General features: G+C 54.8%; 16 protein-coding genes. 6 read left to right on the top strand and 10 right to left on the bottom strand.

The genetic code is table 11. The features are described from left to right. Positions 1-85: 85 nt before the first annotated feature. The gene (rlmD, locus tag HQL65_03980) at positions 86-1,381 is read right to left on the bottom strand and encodes a 23S rRNA (uracil(1939)-C(5))-methyltransferase RlmD (protein ID MBF0135374.1); all 1,296 of its coding nucleotides are present in this window, start codon (positions 1,379-1,381) and stop codon (positions 86-88) included. Positions 1,382-1,464: 83 nt separating this feature from the next. Next, entirely contained in the window at positions 1,465-2,073 is a 609-nt protein-coding gene (locus HQL65_03975; GenBank protein ID MBF0135373.1) for a YqhA family protein, read from the bottom strand. A gap of 94 nt (positions 2,074-2,167) precedes the next feature. On the opposite strand from HQL65_03975, the gene HQL65_03970 reads away from it, so the two are divergent. Continuing rightward, positions 2,168-6,058, top strand: coding sequence for a mechanosensitive ion channel (locus HQL65_03970; GenBank protein MBF0135372.1), 3,891 nt, complete (start codon positions 2,168-2,170; stop codon positions 6,056-6,058). Positions 6,059-6,289: 231 nt separating this feature from the next. Here HQL65_03970 and HQL65_03965 read toward each other — a convergent pair whose 3' ends face one another. Beyond that, positions 6,290-6,544 carry a hypothetical protein gene (locus HQL65_03965; protein MBF0135371.1) on the bottom strand — a complete coding sequence of 85 codons (255 nt, stop codon included), beginning with the start codon at positions 6,542-6,544 and terminating at the stop codon, positions 6,290-6,292. Positions 6,545-6,750: 206 nt separating this feature from the next. Between HQL65_03965 and HQL65_03960 the strand changes: the two genes are divergently transcribed. Beyond that, a complete protein-coding gene (locus tag HQL65_03960; GenBank protein MBF0135370.1) occupies positions 6,751-7,311 on the top strand; it encodes a helix-turn-helix domain-containing protein in 561 nt (186 codons plus the stop codon). Positions 7,312-7,376: 65 nt separating this feature from the next. Here HQL65_03960 and HQL65_03955 read toward each other — a convergent pair whose 3' ends face one another. From HQL65_03955 to HQL65_03945, 3 genes are all read right to left on the bottom strand, one after another. Then, positions 7,377-8,177 (bottom strand): hypothetical protein, encoded by an 801-nt coding sequence (locus tag HQL65_03955; GenBank protein MBF0135369.1) that lies wholly within the window; start codon positions 8,175-8,177, stop codon positions 7,377-7,379. A 183-nt stretch (positions 8,178-8,360) separates the two neighbouring features. Next, positions 8,361-8,936: an RNA polymerase sigma factor gene (locus HQL65_03950; GenBank protein MBF0135368.1), complete on the bottom strand. Its 576-nt coding sequence runs from the start codon at positions 8,934-8,936 to the stop codon at positions 8,361-8,363. A gap of 160 nt (positions 8,937-9,096) precedes the next feature. Continuing rightward, the gene (locus HQL65_03945) at positions 9,097-9,462 is read right to left on the bottom strand and encodes a hypothetical protein (protein MBF0135367.1); all 366 of its coding nucleotides are present in this window, start codon (positions 9,460-9,462) and stop codon (positions 9,097-9,099) included. A 259-nt stretch (positions 9,463-9,721) separates the two neighbouring features. Here HQL65_03945 and HQL65_03940 point away from each other — a divergent pair, with 259 nt between their 5' ends. Beyond that, positions 9,722-10,111, top strand: a complete 390-nt coding sequence (locus HQL65_03940; GenBank protein ID MBF0135366.1) for a c-type cytochrome — start codon at positions 9,722-9,724, stop codon at positions 10,109-10,111. Between the two features lie 57 nt (positions 10,112-10,168). On the opposite strand, the gene rlmH is transcribed toward HQL65_03940, so the two are convergent. From rlmH to HQL65_03920, 4 genes are read right to left on the bottom strand one after another with little or no spacing between them, the layout of a single operon-like run. Further along, positions 10,169-10,642, bottom strand: a complete 474-nt coding sequence (rlmH, locus tag HQL65_03935; GenBank protein ID MBF0135365.1) for a 23S rRNA (pseudouridine(1915)-N(3))-methyltransferase RlmH — start codon at positions 10,640-10,642, stop codon at positions 10,169-10,171. Further along, a complete protein-coding gene (gene rsfS, locus HQL65_03930; protein ID MBF0135364.1) occupies positions 10,639-11,067 on the bottom strand; it encodes a ribosome silencing factor in 429 nt (142 codons plus the stop codon). Before rsfS ends, rlmH begins: the two co-directional genes overlap by 4 nt. A 24-nt stretch (positions 11,068-11,091) precedes the next feature. Beyond that, positions 11,092-11,736, bottom strand: a complete 645-nt coding sequence (nadD, locus tag HQL65_03925; GenBank protein MBF0135363.1) for a nicotinate (nicotinamide) nucleotide adenylyltransferase — start codon at positions 11,734-11,736, stop codon at positions 11,092-11,094. Positions 11,737-11,757: 21 nt separating this feature from the next. Beyond that, complete coding sequence (locus HQL65_03920; protein MBF0135362.1) at positions 11,758-13,026, bottom strand: glutamate-5-semialdehyde dehydrogenase; 1,269 nt, start codon at positions 13,024-13,026, stop codon at positions 11,758-11,760. Between the two features lie 204 nt (positions 13,027-13,230). On the opposite strand from HQL65_03920, the gene HQL65_03915 reads away from it, so the two are divergent. From HQL65_03915 to HQL65_03905, 3 genes are read left to right on the top strand one after another with little or no spacing between them, the layout of a single operon-like run. Continuing rightward, positions 13,231-15,942, top strand: coding sequence for a response regulator (locus HQL65_03915; protein ID MBF0135361.1), 2,712 nt, complete (start codon positions 13,231-13,233; stop codon positions 15,940-15,942). After that, complete coding sequence (locus HQL65_03910; GenBank protein ID MBF0135360.1) at positions 15,923-19,225, top strand: ABC transporter substrate-binding protein; 3,303 nt, start codon at positions 15,923-15,925, stop codon at positions 19,223-19,225. Before HQL65_03915 ends, HQL65_03910 begins: the two co-directional genes overlap by 20 nt. A 14-nt stretch (positions 19,226-19,239) precedes the next feature. Further along, positions 19,240-20,316: a response regulator gene (locus HQL65_03905; GenBank protein MBF0135359.1), complete on the top strand. Its 1,077-nt coding sequence runs from the start codon at positions 19,240-19,242 to the stop codon at positions 20,314-20,316. Positions 20,317-20,319: the final 3 nt, after the last annotated feature.

The raw sequence follows: 20,319 nt of genomic DNA, 5'->3' as shown, positions 1-20,319 counted from the left end.
AGGAAAAGATGCCACGTAAATTACCAAAATGGCGTTGCAACAGGCACACAAGGACCCTTGCCAGTATAGGACACCACCGCATTGTTCAGGAAGAGCCATCCCAGACAAACAGCGCGATTGTTTCAACGTGGTGAGTCAGGGGCAGCATATCCAGGGGCTGGATCTGTTCCAGACGGTAGCCATGATGCACGAGGTGGGCGGCATCGCGGGCAAAGGTGGCCGGATCGCACGCAACGTAAACCACGCGCGGCACCTGGGCGGCGACCAGGGATTTCATGACCGACAAAGCACCGGTCCGGGGGGGATTGACCAGGCAGATATCCGCCTCAGTCAGCTCCGGAATGGGCAACGGGGGCTTGCCGTGCAACTCCATCTGCCTGAAGGCAATATGGCCCAGACGATTGGCCTGGGCATTGGCCAGGCCGCGTTCCACAGCCGGTCCATACCCTTCCAGGCCCAGGACCTCGGTAAAGCGTTGCCCAAGCGGCAGGGTCAGGTTGCCAACCCCACAAAAGAGGTCCACGGCTCTGCTTCCGGAACCGGCCCATGCCATGGCCTGCCGAACAAGGTGTTGATTCTGTTCAAAATTGGCCTGGGTAAAATCGCCGGGACGAAAGCGGAGTTCCAGCCCGTCGAGGTGATACAGAGGTTCCGTTTCGGTCACCAGGGGGAGAAGGTTGTGTTTGCGTCCGCCCTGGAGCCAGAGTTGCAGCAGACCGAGGTCGCGGGCAAATTGTATCAGGCGTTCCCGATCTTTTCCGGACAGGGGGTCCAATAGATGGCAGATCAGGGCGGTACCATTGTCACCCTGGACGACATCCACCTGGGGCAGGCGTGCCCGCATGGTGAGCGTGCCCAGCAGATGGCGCAATGGATGCAGCAGGCTTGCCAGGGCGGGATGTAAAACGGGACAGTGGGCAAGGTCCAGCAGATGGTGCGACCCGGGGGCAAAAAAACCCACCAGAATGCGACCCTGGATTTCTCGGACCTTGAAACTGGCCCGCCGCCGATAACCCGTTGTGACCGGGGCGGCCAGCAATGGCCTGGTCAGGGCTGCGGCATCTGCGATATGGCCGATGCGGTGCAGGGCATCCACCACAAATCCCTGTTTGGCCATTTGGCAACTCTGAGGTTGCAGGTGTTGCAACTGACAGCCGCCGCAATGGCCATACAGGGAACAGAGCGGCGCAATCCGCTCCGGGCCGGGGGCAAGAAGGGTTGCCACCTCGGCCCGGTGAAAGTGTTTTCCCATGCGGGTCAGCCGCGCCCGTACATGATCCCCGGGAGCCGTAAAGGGAATGAAAACAGCCCGCCCGGCATGAAAACCCAGACCATCACCTCCCGCAACCAGACGTTCGACGGTGAGGTCAATCTCGGCCATGCCGGGCTTCTGGTCAGCACGGGTCCGTTGTTGTTCGTTCAATGAGATTCAGGTGTGGCGTTGTTGGTTGCGTTGTGGTTCGTTCAATGTCCTTCAGGTGTGGCCTTGTGATTGGCATCATGCTTGCCGGCATGGGGCATGCCTTTGTGAACCATGATTTCGCCGTTCTTCATCACCCATTCCGTGACGGCAAAAAAGAGACCGGAAAAGGTGAACAACATGTGCAGTCCGAACTTCCAGGCCAGATCATTCTTGTCAACCTTCTCAATCTCCATGAAATCCCCGAGCAGGGCAATGGCGGAAATGGCGACGATGGAGCCGATCAGCTTGAGTTTCAGCGTACCGAAATCGACATGATCCAGCCAAACCGGACGATCTTCGCTCGCCTCGGCGACGTTGAGAATTGACACAAAATTGGTGTAGCCGCTCATCAGAATGATCAGGATCAGATTGGACATGAGGACCATGTCCACGAGTTCCAACAGGTCAATTGACACCTTTTTGGAATTGCCTTCCATCACCGCATGGACAATGTTCATCAACATGTGCGGCGTATGCGCCAGCAGCGCCATGAGTCCGAAAATCAGGCACAGATACAGAGGTGCCAACAGCCAGCGACTGCGAAAGATCACATCCTCGATCGCACTTTCAACAAAGTCCAGAAATTTGTTGCCATCCTTGTTTTCTTCCATCTGGTCCCTCCCATGGTTCCGTGGTATTTATGGGTTCTACCCGGTGTTGGAACATTTTCCAAAAAAAATCGACTGAAAAAACAGGAACCCCTTCATGATTGGCCGATACTCAGCAGGGAATGTGCCCGGTGTGCGCCTGCATCAGACCCCGAACCAATCCTGCTTGCTGTTTGTCTGGTTGGCATGGTGGGGCATTCTGGGCCTGGCTGGCATGACTCCGGTACCGGCCCTGGCTGACACTCCGGCTCCGCCCTTGCACGAGATGGAAAACAATGTGCTGCTGGAAAAGACCTCATCTCTGCTTGATGCGGCGGAAGCGGTCATCAAGAACCAGAAGCGCGCCCTGTCCGCCAACCAGATTCAGATCCAGAAGGTGCAAAGGCAACAGGAAAAACCCCTTCCGGAATCGACACCTACCGGTTCCGGCGACGTTTCGACCCCGGGGGAGATCCAGAAGCAGGTTACCCTGCACAACAGCCGCATGGAAGCCATCAGGCTCAATCTGGCCCAGGCCGAGGTGGAATTGGCCCTCTGGAACCAGCGCCTGAAACTGATTGAAACCATCCAGACCGCCATCCACTCCTGGGAAAACAATCTGGACCAGATTAACCTGTTGATTCTGGAAATTCAATGGCGCATCCAGGATGGAACCCTGACGAAAAGTCCCGTCTCCCAACGTCTGCAAGCCGATTTTATCCATAAACGTCGCCAACAGTATCAAAATTTACGGCAAACATGGCAAAAAGAGATTGAGCAGATCCAGGGTTTCCAGACCAGACTCAGAAACAACCTGGCTGCTTTGAACAAGGATCGTTCCGATACCGAAGTCCATTTGGACCTGCTCAACAAACAGTTACAGCAAACCCAGAAAACCACCCAATACAAGGAAACCTTGCAGCGCCAGTCTCCTGAGCAATGGGTCGCGAACTATCGGAGTCTCCATGCGGAAAACGAGCAGGAGGTTGGGTCTTTTTATATAAAATCAAACCAGTTCAACCGCTTGTTGGAACAGATCCGAGAAAAACAGGAGGTACTGGACAAACCAGGCCCGGCTGAGCTTGAAGATGTCAGCCAGGACTCTCTGCTGTTCGATGAGGCCCGGGCGCAGTCTCATGCCGAGCAGATGAACGTTCGCATCCAGGCCTATCAGGAGGAGATTCAGCTCCTGGAAGCCCAGCAACAGCAACAAAACAGGCTGTTGCAGATCGGCGACGCCCTGGGGACGCAAAACACGAATTTAAACAGTCAATTTTCCCGTTTGTCCACCTTGGCCGGGTTGCTGGAAAATCCGGAAATCCAAAAAAAAATGCCTGATTTTAAAGTACAGAAAAATACGCAACAAATTCGAAAGTCTGCCGAGGAAATGACCAGGCTGGTGAGTGAAGCCCTCACCGCAACGGAAAATGTGCGTCAGCAGCAGGCCAAACTGTCCAGACAGCTCCAGAAATCCAGGGAAGCCTTGCAGGTGATCCAGAATAAAAAAAATGATCTCGGCAAGGCCATGCAACTGGCCAGTCAGCGCAAAGGTCAGGAGGAGCGTTTCCAGGAGATGGATGCGAAAATTCTTTTGGATCTCGTGCAAAAGTCGATCCGCTCGCTGGCCGACACCCAAAAAAAAATCGAGGAAGGCCAGGAGGTTTTGAAACAGACCCAGGCCAGGGTTACCGGTATTCAATTCAAACTGCAATCTACCAAGGATCCCCTGTTTGTTCTGGTGCGGGAAAAAATGGAGGGCAGACGCCAGGAGATTCGTGAGCAACTCTATGGCATGGCGGAACTGCCCGCGCCAGCCGAAGCCAAAAAAGAAGCCCTTCCGGCCACCACGACAGCCGCCACCACCACCATGGATCCGACAGAATTGTTGGCCAAATGGGGGGATCGGGAAACGCAACAGCTCCATGGTCTGCCGGAGGAGTTGTCCACCTACCACAATTTGATTGCCAGTCATATTCAATATCTGGAGGTCAACAAGCAGCGCCAGGGAGAGTTGGCGGAGGCGGCGCAGCAGGAGCTGGTCATTCTGGCGGACCACATTGACAAGCTCAATGCGGCCCTGCTCTATGCCCAGCAATCCCTTTACGGGGCGATGGAAATTCAACGTCGCCTGGGTCGGGGCGAGATCAAGCCCGAGCAGCTGCCGGAAAATCTCTCCCTGCTCATGGATCGTTCCCTTCCGGCCAAATTGCAGAAGAGTCTTTCCCAGGTGACCAGCCGCAAGTCCGCTGTCGAGCAGATCCGGGCCGGGATCCAGGCCAGGGAACCCTCTCCCGGGACCGACTCCCCAGGCAAACCCCAGGAAAAATCCGCCACCCCAGCCGAAAAAGCCGAGCCTGCCCCGGATGATTTGCAACAGCAACTGTCCGGCATCATGTCGATCATCGGCTCGAAATTGCGGATCATCAGCGACCGGGAAAAATATCGGGAAAAATTCAACCAGTCCCTGGAAAGCTGGTCGGAAACCGAAAAGAAAAATCTCCACCAGGAGGCCATTCGCCATTTGAAGGATTCAGAAACCTTGCAGGAAAAACTGTTCGGGGCCTTTGCCTCGGAACGGGGACAATCCCTGACGGAAATTCTTCTGGGTTTTCACGAAAAGGTGTTGAACCTGAAAGGTCAGTTGAAAAACCTGGGCACCCAGCAGGAGGACATGGAGCGTCTGTTGCGTTTGACGGAAAAGGAAAATCCCCTGCTGCTTCAGTTGCAGCCGTTGCTGAAACTGGCCGTGCAGGAGCTGGAACAACAACTGGCCGTGCAGCAGGCCACCCTGCACATGCAGTTGGCTCCCAAAAAGGCCGGCGAGATTCAAAAGCAGTTGGAAAAAAATCTGGGCATTCAGCTTCCCCTGCCCCAGGCCGTGGATGACAAACTCAGGCAGTCTCTCCTTGACCAGGGGGTGGAGACCCTGTTTGAAATCAGTGTCAACCTGATTGCTTCGCAAAAACGGATCGTCCTGTTTGACAATCGCCGGGGTCGGTTTGGCATTCAGAACGAACTGGCCGTGTATCAGGAGGAGAACGGCAAGCTGAAGGCCCTGAGCCAGAATGCCCAGCAGGAACTCTATCGGTATACCGGCCAGCCTCTCAAGCAGATCAACCAGTTGCAAACCATGGAAGGGACCACGCTGACGGAGTCGGAAATCCGGGAGCTGCAACTTGGCAAGATCGGCAAAATCCAGGCCGACCGCTTGCAGGAGCAGGAGATGGCCGCCATTTGGGCATTGCTCAAATTTGCCGGCATCTACATGACGGCATTTTTTCTGGTGCGCCTCATCCAGGTCATGGTTTGGGTGCCGATGCAGGAAAAGGCCGGGCGTCCCATTCCCAATCTGATTCGGGGCATGGTTGCTTTTTTGATATACACGAGCGCTTTTTTCATGATTGTGGCGTTTGTGTTCGGGCAGACCCTGACCGGTCTGCTTGCCACATCCGGTATCCTGGCCATGGTCATTGGTCTGGCCGTTCAGATCAATATTTCCAACATATTTTCCGGTTTGGCGATCAATCTGGAACAGCCTTTCAAGGTTGGCGACTGGATTCAGGTGGACAATATTGTGGGCAAGGTGACCAACATGACCTGGCGTTCCACGCACCTGTTTGATCCCAGTTGGGAAAGATCTTATACCATTCCCAACCATGTCATTGCCCAGTCGAAGGTTCTCAATTTTCACGCACCCAGTGATCTGTTCAAGGTGGGGGGAATCCTGCATCTTCCCCAAGACCTGGAACCCTTGAGTACCGAAAAGCTCCTGCTCGAAGCCTTGCAAAAAATTCCAAACAGCATCAAACCTGCGGCAGATTTCATCGGTTTTTCCGACACGGGAGCCGATTATAAAATTTCCTGCCTTGGGCACGATTACAGCACCCGCAACCGCCTGACCCGGCAACTCTGGCTGGAAATCTGGAAAGTTCTCGCAGCCAACGACATCAAACCGGTCGAGCGCCCGGTGGCCCCGGTGGTTCCGGGAACACCCGGCAAGGGTTCTTGACCAGAACCAGAAATCTTGAATAAAAACCAGAATTTTAAATAAGCCGTGTATTTCCAATAAAAAATTTTTTGCAACCTCTTAATTTTAAAGAAAAACGAATGAAAAACTGGGATGGTCCAGGAGGAAGCGGCTCTGCCCTTCCTCTTGGCGGGGTTTGGGGCGGAGCCCCAATAAAATCTTTCTTTCCAATTTTAAAAAAATTCTTGTTGGTGGCTTTGGCGCAAATCCCGGTCAGGCAAATGGAAAATCAACCTCCAGTCGGTCCAGTTCCCGGATCGTGACCACATGGGATTTGTTGACGATGGTGGTCAGGTTTGATTTTTTCTTGTCAACAAGGACAATGAACCGCTCAGGACGATTCATGAAATCGAGCAATCGTTCATCCATGGCCAGGAAGAGGGTCCCTTTCAACAATCTTTGATGATCCAGGGTCATCTCGACCAGTATCTGGTGCTTTTGGACGACCTGGTGGGGTTTGCCAGACATTGTTGACCCTCCTCGATGCAAAACACCTTGCCCCAGCCACTCCGAAACAGTTTATATGTCAGAGAATGGGTTGGATGTAAACAGCAAACGGCTCATCCTGGCAAAGGGGTTGTGGCAAGGGTGGTGAGGGTGTTGGCGAGAGGGGATCTGACCGCGACCGGGAGAGCCAGGCAAGGTGCCGCTCTGGATCGCGGGGGAGGGGTGATTTGACTGCAAGCAGGGAAGAAAACCCGCAAGGGACCGGTCCGGATGTGGTGCGGGAGGGAATGCAGGATCCGGTGTGCATTCCGTTGGCGCTGTTGACGGATCGACAGATCAATTTGAACGATCTGCGGGTGTTGCTGGCCCTTTACGCCTTTGCGGATTCAAGCGGCACGAGCCAGCCGACACGCGATACCCTCGCGACGGTCACTGGTCTGCCGACCAGCCGGATTTCCACGATCACGACCCGTCTGGCCACCCTGGGTTGGCTGGAAAAACAATCCGGTTCCGGAAAATCTGCAACCCGCTATCGGCTGCGTTCCAGGTCTGCATGCCGGGACGAGGCACATTTCCCCACAACCCTGCCTGCCGGTTCTGAGAGGGTTCAACCTGCCGCCGACACAAACCCTATTCCCTCCCCAGAACCCGATCTGCGGCGCAAAATCCAGAAAATTGTCCATGAAGAACTGACCCGATTGAACGGGGCCGGGCATCTGGCAGGCGGCGAGATCGCCCCGAATGTCAAGCTGCGCCTGAAGCGGTTTCGCAAAGGGGAGGGCGGCTGAACCGCAAGCGGGAGGAGACGGTCAGAGGGCGTGGCGGCGATCCTGCGGGGTGTAACAGGAAATAATCAGAGGGCGTGACGGCGATCCTTCGGGGTGTGACTGAAAATGGTTCCATCGGAACCTGTCACTTGCAGATAGACCACCAGAGGGACCGCACCCTGATTCTGGACCACCACACCGTCACCGGTCCGCGGACGGCGCAGGGTGGCATAACCAATGCCATCAACCGTAAACTCACTGGTCGAACCCCGCATGGATCCCGGTGTATCGTGGATGACCCGCACCGTGGTCGATTCGACGGACTGAAACTGGATGCGGATGAGCTTTTCATCGGCCAGTTTCAGGACAAGGTGCGTGTCGCCGCCGGGGGGGACAATGAATTGATTGGTCCAGGCAACGCGGGGCTGGGCATCGATGAACTGAAGATCGTGGACGACCAGTCGGGGACCATCGCCCTGGCTCGGACGACTCCAGAGTGGCACGATGACAAACATGGCCAGGGCAGCCACGGCCAATCCGGTGCCAATGGAAAGCTGCCACCGGTTCATCTCTTTCAGTCTGGAAAAGGCCGTCCCGGCGAAGGAACGCAACGGCTCCAGCCAGGCAGGGAAGATTGACAGGGGACGGGTCGCAGGGGCTTGCAATGCGGCACGCACACGTCCGGAAATATCGGGAAGCGCAACCGGCTGGGCGGACTCCCGGGCCATTCCTGCCAGGGCTTCTTCCAGGACAGCCATCTCTTCCATCTCTTTGCGGACGGTTTCATCACGGGCCACCATGAGAAAGAGACGACGGATTTCCGTTCGGTCCAGATCGGCATCCAGACCACGGCTCATCATTTCCCGGATTGCATCAAGGTCTTTCATCTTTTGCCAAAGCTCCCGGCATTCACAGCGTATTGAAATCGGGCGTTCTGCACTGCCCTACCTGTTTGGTAACCCATGTTCCATCTTTGGTTCACTCGGAAGTCGTGCAAATTGTCCAAAAAATTTCCGCACAATCGGCACATGATCCGACGGAGTAATCGTCAGGTGATCATCAGGTGATCGTCAGGAGAGAAACAGATCGAGTTTGCCTTCCTGTTCCAGGCCATCCCGTAGCAGTTTTCTGGCCCGGAAGACCCGGGTTTTCATGGTGCCGACCGGTATGTTGCAGATGGCGGCCGCGTCCTGGTAACTCAAACCCTCCAGGGAGACCATGACCATGGCTTCGCGCAGTTCCGGGGTCAGGTACGTATCGAATCCCTGGCGCAGGACTTTGATACGGGTTTGCATGGCAAGACGTTCATCCGGACCTGGCTCCAGACAGGGAAGATCCATCAGGGCCTCTTCGGTGGTGGTTTGGACCCGAAAATCGGGCGAGCGATGCATGTGGTTGAGGGAAATGTTGCGGGCAATGCCGAGGACCCAGGTGGAAAATCTTGAATTCCCCTGGAAAGTCTTCAGTTTCCGGAAGACCTCGATGAAGGTTTCCTGGGTCAGGTCCTCGGAGTCCTGGGTTCCGCCGATATGGCGAAAAATAAACCGCAGCACCCGTGGTTGCAAACGTTGCACCAGACTGGTATAGGCCTGCAAATCACCACCTGCCGCCCGTCGGACCAGCTCTGCATCGGGATCCGTGTTCACCGACCTGCCTCACACGTCATCCACTGCACCTTTTTGAATCCGGAAGCAAAATATTCCGTCATTGACCAGACCATGGTGACGTTGCTCTCCGTGCAATCCGAAGAGACGCTCCCCCCCCAAAAGGTATCGGCCACGATGTTAACAAACACCGTGAAAATTTTCAAGGTTCTTGACGTTCACATTCAATACGTTCCTTGTTGCCGCGCACCTGAACCCGGCTGCCGGACTGGAGACGGATCCGGCATTCGGCATGCCAACCCGGCTTGACTTGACCGACAGGCACGTAACCGGTTACTATCAGGACGAGAGTGTCGGGGCGTTTGTTGCCAATACATTCTGCTTCCTGGCAACATGTCTGGCCTCCCGGGGCCGCGTCCGCTGTGAACACCCCTGAGTCCAGTGACTGAATGTGCAGGGGCACGGACGTGGTGTTCTCGATGCAATAGGCCCCGGCCAGAACCGGCATCCAGCAGGCCAGAAAAAGTGATGAAATGAATGTATGATGCATCGGTTTCAAGGGTTTCATCGTCGGAATTTTCCTCGCTTGACTCCTGTCCGCTCAAGATCGGCCTCGGCCTACACCCTTGAGTACCAGGCGTTTCAGAATGGTTCACCAGAGGATGCGGTCTTTGCTTTCTGCCCTGTTCCCGGGGAGTGACGGCAGAGCGTTTTGGAATGGTTGGGAATGAACTTTTTCCCACCCCTGCCCACTCAATGGGCAGTTTGAACTCCACCAGAGATGGAGAGACGGTTTCATTATATTCACGTTCAGCAGAGGAGTTAAAATGAAAATCAAATCTTTGTTGGTTCTCGGTGCCGCGGCTGCATTTGTCATGGCCGGACAGTCCGCCCAGGCCGCCGGTGATGCTGCCGCTGGAGCCCAGGTGTTCAAGACCAAATGCTTCGTCTGCCATACCGCCGAAAAAGGTGGTCCCGCCAAAGTCGGACCCAACCTGTTTGCGATTTCCGGAGCTGGCGCTGGCAAGAGTGCCTCCTACACCGGCAAATACACCGAAGACATGGTGAAAGCCGGCCTGACCTGGGATGATGCCACCCTTGGCAAATACCTCGAAGATCCGAAGAAAGTTGTTCCCAAGACCAAGATGACCTTCCCCGGTCTGAAAGATGCCGCTGAGCGCGATAACGTGATCGCCTACCTCAACACCATGAAGTAATCTTCCCCAGAGGAAGAACGGGGGAGGTGTCCTGGGCACCTCCCCCGAACGCACGGTTTACCGGTGGTAGGGAACGCCTTGCAAAATGGTCATGGCCCGGAACAACTGTTCCAGGAGCAGAACGCGCATCAACATGTGCGGAAAGGTCATGGGACCGAACGACAGCCGCCAGGAACCTTGTGTCAACAAATCCGGATCGAGTCCATCGGGTCCACCGATCAAAAAAAAGATTTCCCTGACGGCATCTTCCTGTAAATGGCGCAACGTCTGCGCAAGTTCCAGTGAGGTCAGGGTGCGGCCCTGGCTGTCCAGGGGCACCATCAGCGCCGCTTTCGGCAGCAGGCGGCGGATGCGTTCGGCCTCCATGGCCATGGCTTGCGGGTCGCCTTTTTGGGCCGGATTGCGTTTGGCTTCGGCAACCTCATGCAATGCAACCGGCGCAAACCGTTCCAGGCGATTTTTATAATCCAGCACCAGATCCCGGACCGGTGCGGGCATGCCGCGACCCACGGCCAGGATATGAAATTTCAAGCGGCACCACCCTGAAACGAGGTCAAACGTTCCTGGAAAGAGGCCTTGCGGGGGCCATCCTGATCTGGAAGAGCGTTGGCCAATTGGTCATCGATGGCCAGGCTTTCCGGACTCCAGAGTTTTTCCAGATTGTAAAAGGCCCGTGTTTCGCGCTGGAACAGGTGGATCACCACATCGCCCAGATCGATCAAAACCCACTGTCCGGCCTCCATGCCGGCCATGCCCAACCCCTGGATTTTGGCCTGACTGGCAAAACGATCCACTTCCATGGCCATGGAGCGCACATGGGTTTCGGAAGTGCCGGTGGCAATGAGAAAAAAATCCGTGAACGGTGACCGTCCGCGCAGATCGATCCGGGTGATCTCCTGGGCTTTTTTTTCATCCAGAAGGTGTTCGAGGGTTGCTGCCATGTCCGGACTGTCCATAGTGATCACGATTCCTCCAAAAAATTATTCATAAAGTCCCTGCCTGGCGATATAGTCCACCACGGCCTGGGGGGTCAGATAGCGCAGGGAACGTCCTGTTTGCTGGCGTTGCCGCAAATCCGTCGAGCTGATCTCCAGCATGGTCACCGGCAACACCAGAAAGCAATGCCCGGTCGCCTGCCGGCGCATGTCTGCGGCGGTCTGGACCCGGGCCGATGCAAAGTGCTGCCCAGCCTGGGTTTGGGTCAAGGCACCCTGAAATCCGGGGCGGACCAGGACACACAAATGTGCCAACTGGATGAGCTGTTGCCATCCTTTCCAGAGGTGCATTTCCGCCAACAGATCGGCACCGAACAAAAACACCAACTCTTTCTCCGGATAGGAGTGGCCGAGTGTGGTCAGGGTATCACAGGTAAAGGCGGTCTGTTCCTGATCGGCCTCCAGGGAACACAAGGCAAATTCCGGTTCTGCGGCAATGGCCAGGCGGGTCATGGCCAGGCGGTGGTGGGTTGCCACCAGGCGCGGGTCCCTTTTGAAGGGGTGCCGACCGGAAGGGAGAAACAACACCTGCTCCAGTCCCAGAATTTCCCGGGCTTCCAGGGCCGAGCGCAGGTGACCGAAATGGGGCGGATTGAATGTACCACCCAGAATGCCGATACGCGAGGTCATGATTCAGACCGGTCGAGAGGATTATTGACGGAGTTGACCATCGCCCAGGACGATATATTTCAGGCTGGTCAGACCCTCCAGACCCACGGGACCCCGGACATGCAGTTTATCGGTCGAGATGCCCATTTCCGCTCCGAGTCCGAATTGAAAGCCGTCATTGAACCGGCTGGAGGCATTGACCATGACCGCTGAAGAGTCCACTTCCTGCAAAAAACGCATGGCCCGGGGGTGATCGCGGGTCAGAATCACCTCGGTATGGCGGGAGGAGTGCAGATCGATATGTTCCAGGGCCGCATCCAGGTCGGGGACCACCCGCACCGACAGAATGGCGGCCAAATGTTCGGTATCCCAATCCTGGGCCGTGGCCGGGGTGACCGGCGTCACACCCGTCAATATTTTTTGGGTTGCCGGACAGCCGCGCAGCTCACAACCGGCGGCAGTCAGACGCCGGGCCATGACAGGCAGAAAGGTTTCCGCCACGGCGGCATGAATCAACAGGGTTTCGGCGGCATTGCAGACGCCGGTGCGTTGCATCTTGCTGTTGAAGACCACCTCTTCGGCCATGGCCAGATCGGCGGAGGCGTCCACAAAGACATGACAAATGCCGTCCAAATGTTTGATGATCGGGATGCGTGACTCGGCCATGATGCGTGAAATCAACCCTTTGCCACCTCGGGGAATGATCACGTCCACATACCGGTCGCTTTGCAGCAGGGCACCGACGGCAGCACGATCCACGGTGTCGATGAAGCGGATCGCTTCGCCCGGCAGCCCGGCCCCTTCCAGGCCCTGGGCCAGGCAGGAGGCAATGGCCCGGTTGGAGTGGAAAGCCTCCGAGCCGCCACGCAAAATGACGGCATTGCCGGATTTGACGCACAAGCCGGCGGCATCGGCGGTGACATTGGGGCGGGACTCATAGATGATGCCGATGACGCCCAGGGGCATGCGCATGCGTCCTACCCGCATGCCGTTGGGCCGGGTGCGAATTTCGGTGATTTCGCCCACCGGATCGGGAAGGGCCGCCACCTGCCGCAAACCTTCCGCCATGTCGCGGATGCGGGGTCCGGTCAGCCGCAACCGGTCGATCATGGCCGGACTCAGGCCGTTTTTTTCGGCATTGTCCAGATCCAGGCGATTCCGGGTCTGCAATTCCGTGCTTTGGGCCACCAGCGTATCGGCCATCATTTCCAGCGCCCGATTGCGGGCCGCACCGGAACTCCGCACCAACAGCCGGGCACCATGGCGTGCCTGCTGGCAGGTTTTTTCGACAAGCTCCATGATCTCGTTCATGTTTCCTCTCTGCTCCTCTCTTTATCCCAGGTGGGATTCGAGGTGGAGTCCTGATCCATGGTTTACCCATACATAAAATAGTTTAATTTGCGTTCAAGACTTGATTATGCCACCGTAGGGCATAATATCGTCTTTTCCAGAAAGGAAAAATGGTCAATCCGCAGTATGGCTGACAGTACAGACTGGGATTTTCCCAGGGACTCCATGATGATCGCATTGCAGGATCGTTTCAAATTTATTGGTTTATTCCTGGGTCTGCTGCTGATTGTGCCTCTGGTTGCCTATACCATTGTGCGCATCAATGGACCTGAAATTCGGCAAAAAGCCTTCGACGGCTTGAGTGCAATTGCCTTGCTGAAAGCCGTGCAGATTGAAAACTGGCTTGCAGAGCGCCAAACCGATGCTGAATTTTTGGCTTCCGATGAAGAGTTTTCCCTGCATGCCAGACGTTTGGTATTGTCCGACAATACGGATTCGAAGCAGGTTGTTGCCAAAAAATTGACCCAGTTTACCAACTCCAAATATTATCATTCAGCACATGTTTTGAATTCCTCCGGGCAGGAGGTGATTGGTATTGGGGAACATGTTGACAATCTCACGTCTGTCTCGCAACAGACCGCGTTGGACAGTTTGAAGAATGGTCGAATTGAGCGCAGTGATTTGTATAAGGATGCTGCTGGAAATATTGACATGGATTATGCCTTGCCGTTGATGGGGCCAGATGGAAAGCAACGGGTGGCGATCGTGGTTTTGTCCATACCAACGGACCCCTTTTTATTTTCCATGATCCAGACCTGGCCGACGCTTAGTGCCAGTGCCGAAACTTTATTGGTAAAACGTGATCATGACACGGTTTTGTTTCTCAATGAACTGCGGCATCGTCGCAATGCTGCGTTTGTCCTGCGTTATCCTCTCGACAAGACCAATATACCGGCTGTATCTGCCGTTCTCAGTAACAAGGTGCAGATCATTGAGGGTATGGATTATCGCGATGTCTCCGTGTTTGCGAGTACCAGGCCTGTTGCGGGTACTCCCTGGTTTCTGATAGCCAAGATTGATCGGGATGAAATCATGGCACCTCTTGATCAGTTGATCTATTGGGTCAGCCTGTTGACCCTCATTGCGGTGGTCATCATTTCTGCCAGCATTGGGATGTTCTGGCGGCAAATGGTGCATGCTCAGCGGGAAAAATTGCTTGCCCATGCAGCCATGATGGAACAACTCGAACAGACCGTGCAGAGTCGGACGCTGGAATTACAGCAGGCAAAGGAGGCTGCCGAAGTTGCCAACCAGGCCAAAACGGCTTTTTTGGCCACCATGAGCCACGAAATCCGCACGCCCATGAATGGGGTCCTGGGAATGGCGGACCTGGTATTGACCACCCGTCTGAGCAAACGGCAGCGTCATTTCATTGAAACCATTCACCGTTCCGGGCGCACCCTGTTGCGCATCATCAACGATATTCTGGATCTTTCCAAGATACAGGCTGGCAGGTTGATCATGGATATCGTTCGGTTCGATTTGAATGAGATTTTCCAGGATATCAACAGCATTTTGGCCGAACAAGCCAGTTCCAAAGGGTTGCAACTGAGTTTTCAAATTGCCGAAGGGGTGCCACACTATCTCCTGGGGGATCCGTATCGCCTGAACCAGATCCTCCTCAACCTCGTGGGCAATGCGGTCAAATTTACCAACAAGGGATCTGTTGCCGTGCTGGTCGAGGTCATGGAAAAGCGGGATGTGGATGTGCGGTTGCGTTTCCAGGTCACGGATACGGGCATAGGTATTTCCCCGGAATTTCAGGGCCAACTGTTCCAGGCATTTTCCCAGGAGGATCCTTCGTTTTCGCGCCGGTTTGGCGGAACCGGGCTGGGATTGGCAATTACCTTGCGGCTGATTGCCATCATGGAGGGTGAGTTGGCGGTGGAAAGTGTTCCCGGTCAGGGATCCACTTTCCGGTTCACGATTCGTTTTGGCCTGCAACAGCCAGGAGATCAAAGTGAAATTTCCGCATGGCAGGCTGGACATCAACCAACCATACCGGAAAACTGTCATTTTGATGCGCGAATCCTCCTGGTCGAGGACAATCTCGTCAACCAGGAAGTGGCTGTGGAAATCCTGAAACTGTTTGGTTGCCAGGTCACGGTTGCCAGTAATGGCCAGCAGGCCCTGGCTGAGGTACGGGCAAGCGATGGTCTCCTTGATATCATCTTCATGGATTGCGAAATGCCGATCCTGGATGGCTATGAAACAACCCGACAGATTCGGCAATGGGAGATACAGGCAGGAAAGGCGCATATTCCCGTCATTGCCCTGACGGCGCACGTGTTGCAGGAAACCCGGCAAAAATGCCGTGATTCAGGGATGGATGATTATCTGCAAAAACCGTTCAGCCAGGCTGACCTGGGAACCTTGTTGGAACAATGGTTGCCTCAGAAGCGGTGTCAGAAACCTTCCCGGGACAGGCCAGATGTCGTATCGGCAACGGATGCTGCGGCTGGCGAAGAGACATTGCCGTCTGATTCCGTATTGAACCATGCCACTTTCGACAAAGAATTGTTCCCATCTGATCCCGTATTGGACCAGGTTGCCTTGAAACGCCTCCAGGAATTATCCCGTAAAGGTGGCAACGGCATTCTGGATAAAATGATTGATCACTTTCTCGTGCAGACACCGGAGTTATTGGCTGAACTGGAACAGGCTTTGGCACAGGACAATCTTGAAGGTGTCCGGGTTGCCGCTCATACCCTGAAATCATCCAGCCTGACCATGGGTGCCGCACGTCTGGCCAAACTGGCACGGACCATGGAGGAGAATGCCACCAATCTGAGCATGGTCCGTCAACATTTCCAGTTGTGTAGATCTCTCTTTGCCGAGGTTGCCCAGGCCTTGCGTGATGAAGAATTTAATTTTTAACCATCCTGTGCGCCTGGGCCTCATGCCACCTTTGACGGGGGTGGTGCGGATTTATGGCCCGGAGATTACCCTGGCGGGACAGGTGGCCGCCATGGAGGTGAACGAATCCGGCGGTGTATTGGGAAGGCCGTTGCACCTGGTCATCGAGGACGATGGCAGTATGCCGCACAGTGCCGTGGGGGCGGCTGAAAAATTGCTCGACCAACATGGTTGTGTGGCCCTGATCGGCAATCTGCTCTCCAACTCGCGCATTGCCGTGACCTATCGGGTGGCCGAACCCAGAAAAATACCCCTGCTGAATTTTTCTTTTTATGAAGGAAGCATTCTCAGCCGTTATTTTTTCCATTTTGCCGCTCTGCCCAATCAACAAATTGAAAAAATGATCCCGTATATGAAAGAAAAATACGGTCCATGCATGTATTTTGCGGGCAATAATTATGAATGGCCGCGTGGCTCGATTGGTGCGGCACAACAGGTGTTGCTGCATGCCAAGGGCAAGGTCGTTGGCGAAGAGTACTTTTCCATCGGCGTTGCCCGGGAACAGATCGATTCATTACTGCAACAAGTGGCACAATCTGGAGCCGATGTGTTCGTTCCCTATTTTGCCGGGGCTGACCAGGTGTTGCTCCTGACCCGTTTTGCCGAGATGGGCCTGAAAAGCCGGATGGCCGTCGTGATGGGGCATTATGACGAAATGATGGCGAGTCAATTGCCATCCGATGTTCGGGATGGTCACTATTCCAGTAATACCTATTTTATGACGGTGGCTACTGAAAAAAATCAGGAATTTCTGGCCAGGTTGGCAACCATGCCGGGAATCACCGGCCTCTGGCCGCAGGGAAATGGCATACTCACCAACTTTGGCGAAGGAACCTACCTGTGCGTGAAAGCGTTTGCACAGGCGGCAAACAAGGCCGGAAGCCTCGATCCAGAGGCGCTGGTCGATGCCCTGGAGACGCTTTCCATCAGCGGTCCGCAGGGGGTGGTTTCCATGGACCCGGAAACCCATCACGCCAAAGTCAACACCTTTTTGTCGCGTTGCAATGCGGCAGGTGAATTCTCCATCGTGAAAAGTTTTGGCAGTATTGATCCAAAAATACCCGAGCGTTACAGTCACCTGCCAATCAATGCCCGGGCCGTGCGGGAAGAAGATGTCAGGTTGCAGGCCAGGATTATTGAACATATGACAGAAGGAGTATGTCTGGTCCGGGCAGAAGATGGCATCATTGTCTTTGTGAATCGAGGCTTCGAAAAAATGCTTGCCTGTGAGAAGGGGGAGATCATGGGCAAGCCCATTTCCCTGATCTACGCTGCCACCGACAGAACGCCCAGGCAAATTGCTGATGAAATCATGGCCCATTTATTCAAAAAAGGGGTCTGGGAAGGGGATGTGCTGCATGTCAGAAAAGACGGTACTCCATTTTGGGGGCATGTTTCCATCTCCACCATGACCCATGCGGAACATGGCGAAATATGGATCAGCCTGCATCAGGATATTTCCGCCCGCAAATTGGCTGAGGAAAAACTAAGTCAGTATCGGGACAACCTGGAAGAGACCGTGCGCAAAAGAACAGAGGAGTTGGATCTGGCATGCCATGCCGCCGAGGCGGGTGCAAGAGCCAAGGAAAATTTCCTCGTCACCATGAGCCATGAAATTCGCACCCCCATGAACGGGGTGCTGGGCATGGCCGATCTGATCCTGAAAACCTCCTTGACGGAACAGCAACGCCATTATGCCGAAACCATCCACCGTTCAGGACACACACTGCTCCGGATCATCAACGACATTCTCGATTTTTCCAAAATCCAGGATGGGCGGTTTTCTCCGGATATATTGAGGTTTGATCTGGATGTGGTGATTCAGGACCTGTGCGCCATGTTTTTGTCACGGACCAGACTCGGCAAACTGGATTTTCAGTGTAAAATGGCGGATGGTATACCTCTGCACCTTCTGGGAGATCCTCATCGTCTCAATCAAATTCTCTATAATCTGGTGGGTAATGCCGTCAAGTTTACCGAAAAAGGCTCTGTCACCCTGGCGGTAGACAGCATGGAAGAGCGGGATGTGGATGTTTTGTTGCGTTTTCAGATAGCCGACACCGGCATTGGTATTTCTCCCGAATATCAACAGCACCTGTTTCAGACATTTTCCCAGGAAGACTCCTCCATCACCCGCCGGTTTGGCGGCACCGGGTTGGGATTGGCCATAACCCGGAAACTGGTCCGCCTTCTGGACGGAAATTTGTGGATGGAAAGTGTTCCCGGGCAGGGATCGACGTTCCGGTTTACGGTGCGGTTTGGCAAGCAGCAACCGGGGGATCAACGGGAATTTTTTACCTGGAGTCAGAAGAAACCGGACGCATCGAATCTCACCCGCTTCGAGGGACATATCCTGCTGGTGGAAGACAACCTGGTCAATCAGGATGTGGCACTGGAAACGTTGAAGTTGCTCGGTTGTCAGGTAACCGTCGCCGGCCATGGCCAGCAGGCGCTGACCCTGATTCGTGATGCCGTGTTGTCTTTCGATGCCGTTTTCATGGATTGCGAAATGCCCATTCTGGACGGATTCGAGACGACCAGACGCCTGCGTGCATGGGAAAAACAGACGGGGAGTCTGCATACGCCCGTTATCGCTCTGACTGCCCACGTTTTGCCCGAAAGTCAGCAGCGATGCAGGGATGCGGGAATGGATGACTATCTGCAAAAGCCTTTCAGTCAGGCGGATATGGAAACCATACTGCAACGCTGGCTGCCCAGACCGGCGCGTGCCCCCTTGTCCCCGGATCCGGGTCACAATCCTGTCCAGGCTGCCCTTCCTTCGACCCCGCCAAAAAGTTCCCCCTTGTCTCCGGATCCGGGTTACAATCCTGTTCCTGCCTCTTTTTCTCCCGCATCACCGGTGCAAAATCCTGCAAGTGAACATGTTTTGTCACTCGTGCCGGTGCTGGACAGGATTGCGGTGGACCGCATCCTGGAATTGGCCCGGAAAGGGGGAACTGGCTTGTTGGGCAGGATGGTGGAACACTACCTGGTGCGAACCCCAAAATTGTTGGAAGAATTGGCCAATGCCCTGGAAAAAAACGATTCCGATGCGGTGCGTATCGCTGCCCATACCCTGAAATCTTCCAGCCTGACCATGGGTGCCGCCCGGTTGGCGGAGCTGGGGCGGACCATGGAGGCAGGGCATGTCGATCTGGTGAAGGTGCGGGAATATTTCCGATTGAGCGGTCCCCTGTATGTTGAAGTCAAACAGGCTTTGCGTGATTTGTGTGCTTCGGATTGAAGTTGGACCATACCATGCGTGATGAGATTGAGATATTGACACCCCCCCTGGTATTGATTGTGGACGACGAATTTTTGCAACGATTGCCGATGCGGGAGGCGTTGGAACAGTTTGGCTACCGGGTCGTGGAGGCCGAAAACGGGCAACAGGCCTGGGAGTTGTTGCACATGGAGCGTCCGGATCTGGTGATATCCGATGTGATCATGCCCGTGATGGATGGTTTTGGCCTGTGTCAGACCATCCGCAAACACGATGACATGGCCTACCTGCCTGTCGTCTTGGCCACCTCCCTGGATGATGTGACATCCATTGAGTATGCCTATCATGCAGGGGCCACGGATTTTATCACCAAACCCATCAACTGGGGTCTGTTGGGTCATCGGATACGTTATATCTTACGGGGTGCCCGTAATGCTCAGGCCCTGTCCGAACGCGAGTTGGATTTGCTGCGCACCCGCATGGAGATCATCCGCCGTCTGGGGCAGGCGGCTGAATATCGGGACAATGAAACCGGTTATCACATCCAGCGCATGAGCCAGTATTCTGCCTTGCTGGGACGTGCCATGGGACTCTCTTCTCATGATCAGGAGCTGCTGCTCAATGCGGCTCCCATGCATGATGTGGGCAAGATTGGCATACCGGACAAAATTCTCCTGAAACCAGGCAAGTTGACTGCCGAAGAGTTTGAAATTATGAAAACCCACACCACTCTGGGGGGGGAACTGCTCGACCAGGAACCTTCCTTGCTCTTGCGTACCGCCCATATGATTGCCCTGACGCACCATGAACGGTGGGATGGGGCAGGTTATCCCTTTGGCCTGGTCGGTGAGGCGATTCCGCTCATGGGTCGTATTTGCAGCCTGGCCGATGTGTTTGATGCACTGACCTCCGCCCGTCCCTACAAAAAAGCCTGGAGCCTGGATCAAGCCGTGGATGAAATTCAACGTTGTGCCGGAACCGCTTTTGATCCCAACCTGGTGCATATATTCGTGGATGCTTTGCCGGAAATTGTAAAAATCCATCGTACCTACGCCCATTTGGAGTCGAAACAGATGGAAGTTTCACACCGTCCTTTTTCTCCAAAGGCATGATGG

This window comes from Magnetococcales bacterium (assembly GCA_015228935.1).
Classification (GTDB): domain Bacteria; phylum Pseudomonadota; class Magnetococcia; order Magnetococcales; family DC0425bin3; genus HA3dbin3.
This window is presented reverse-complemented; position numbering and strand designations above follow the sequence as displayed.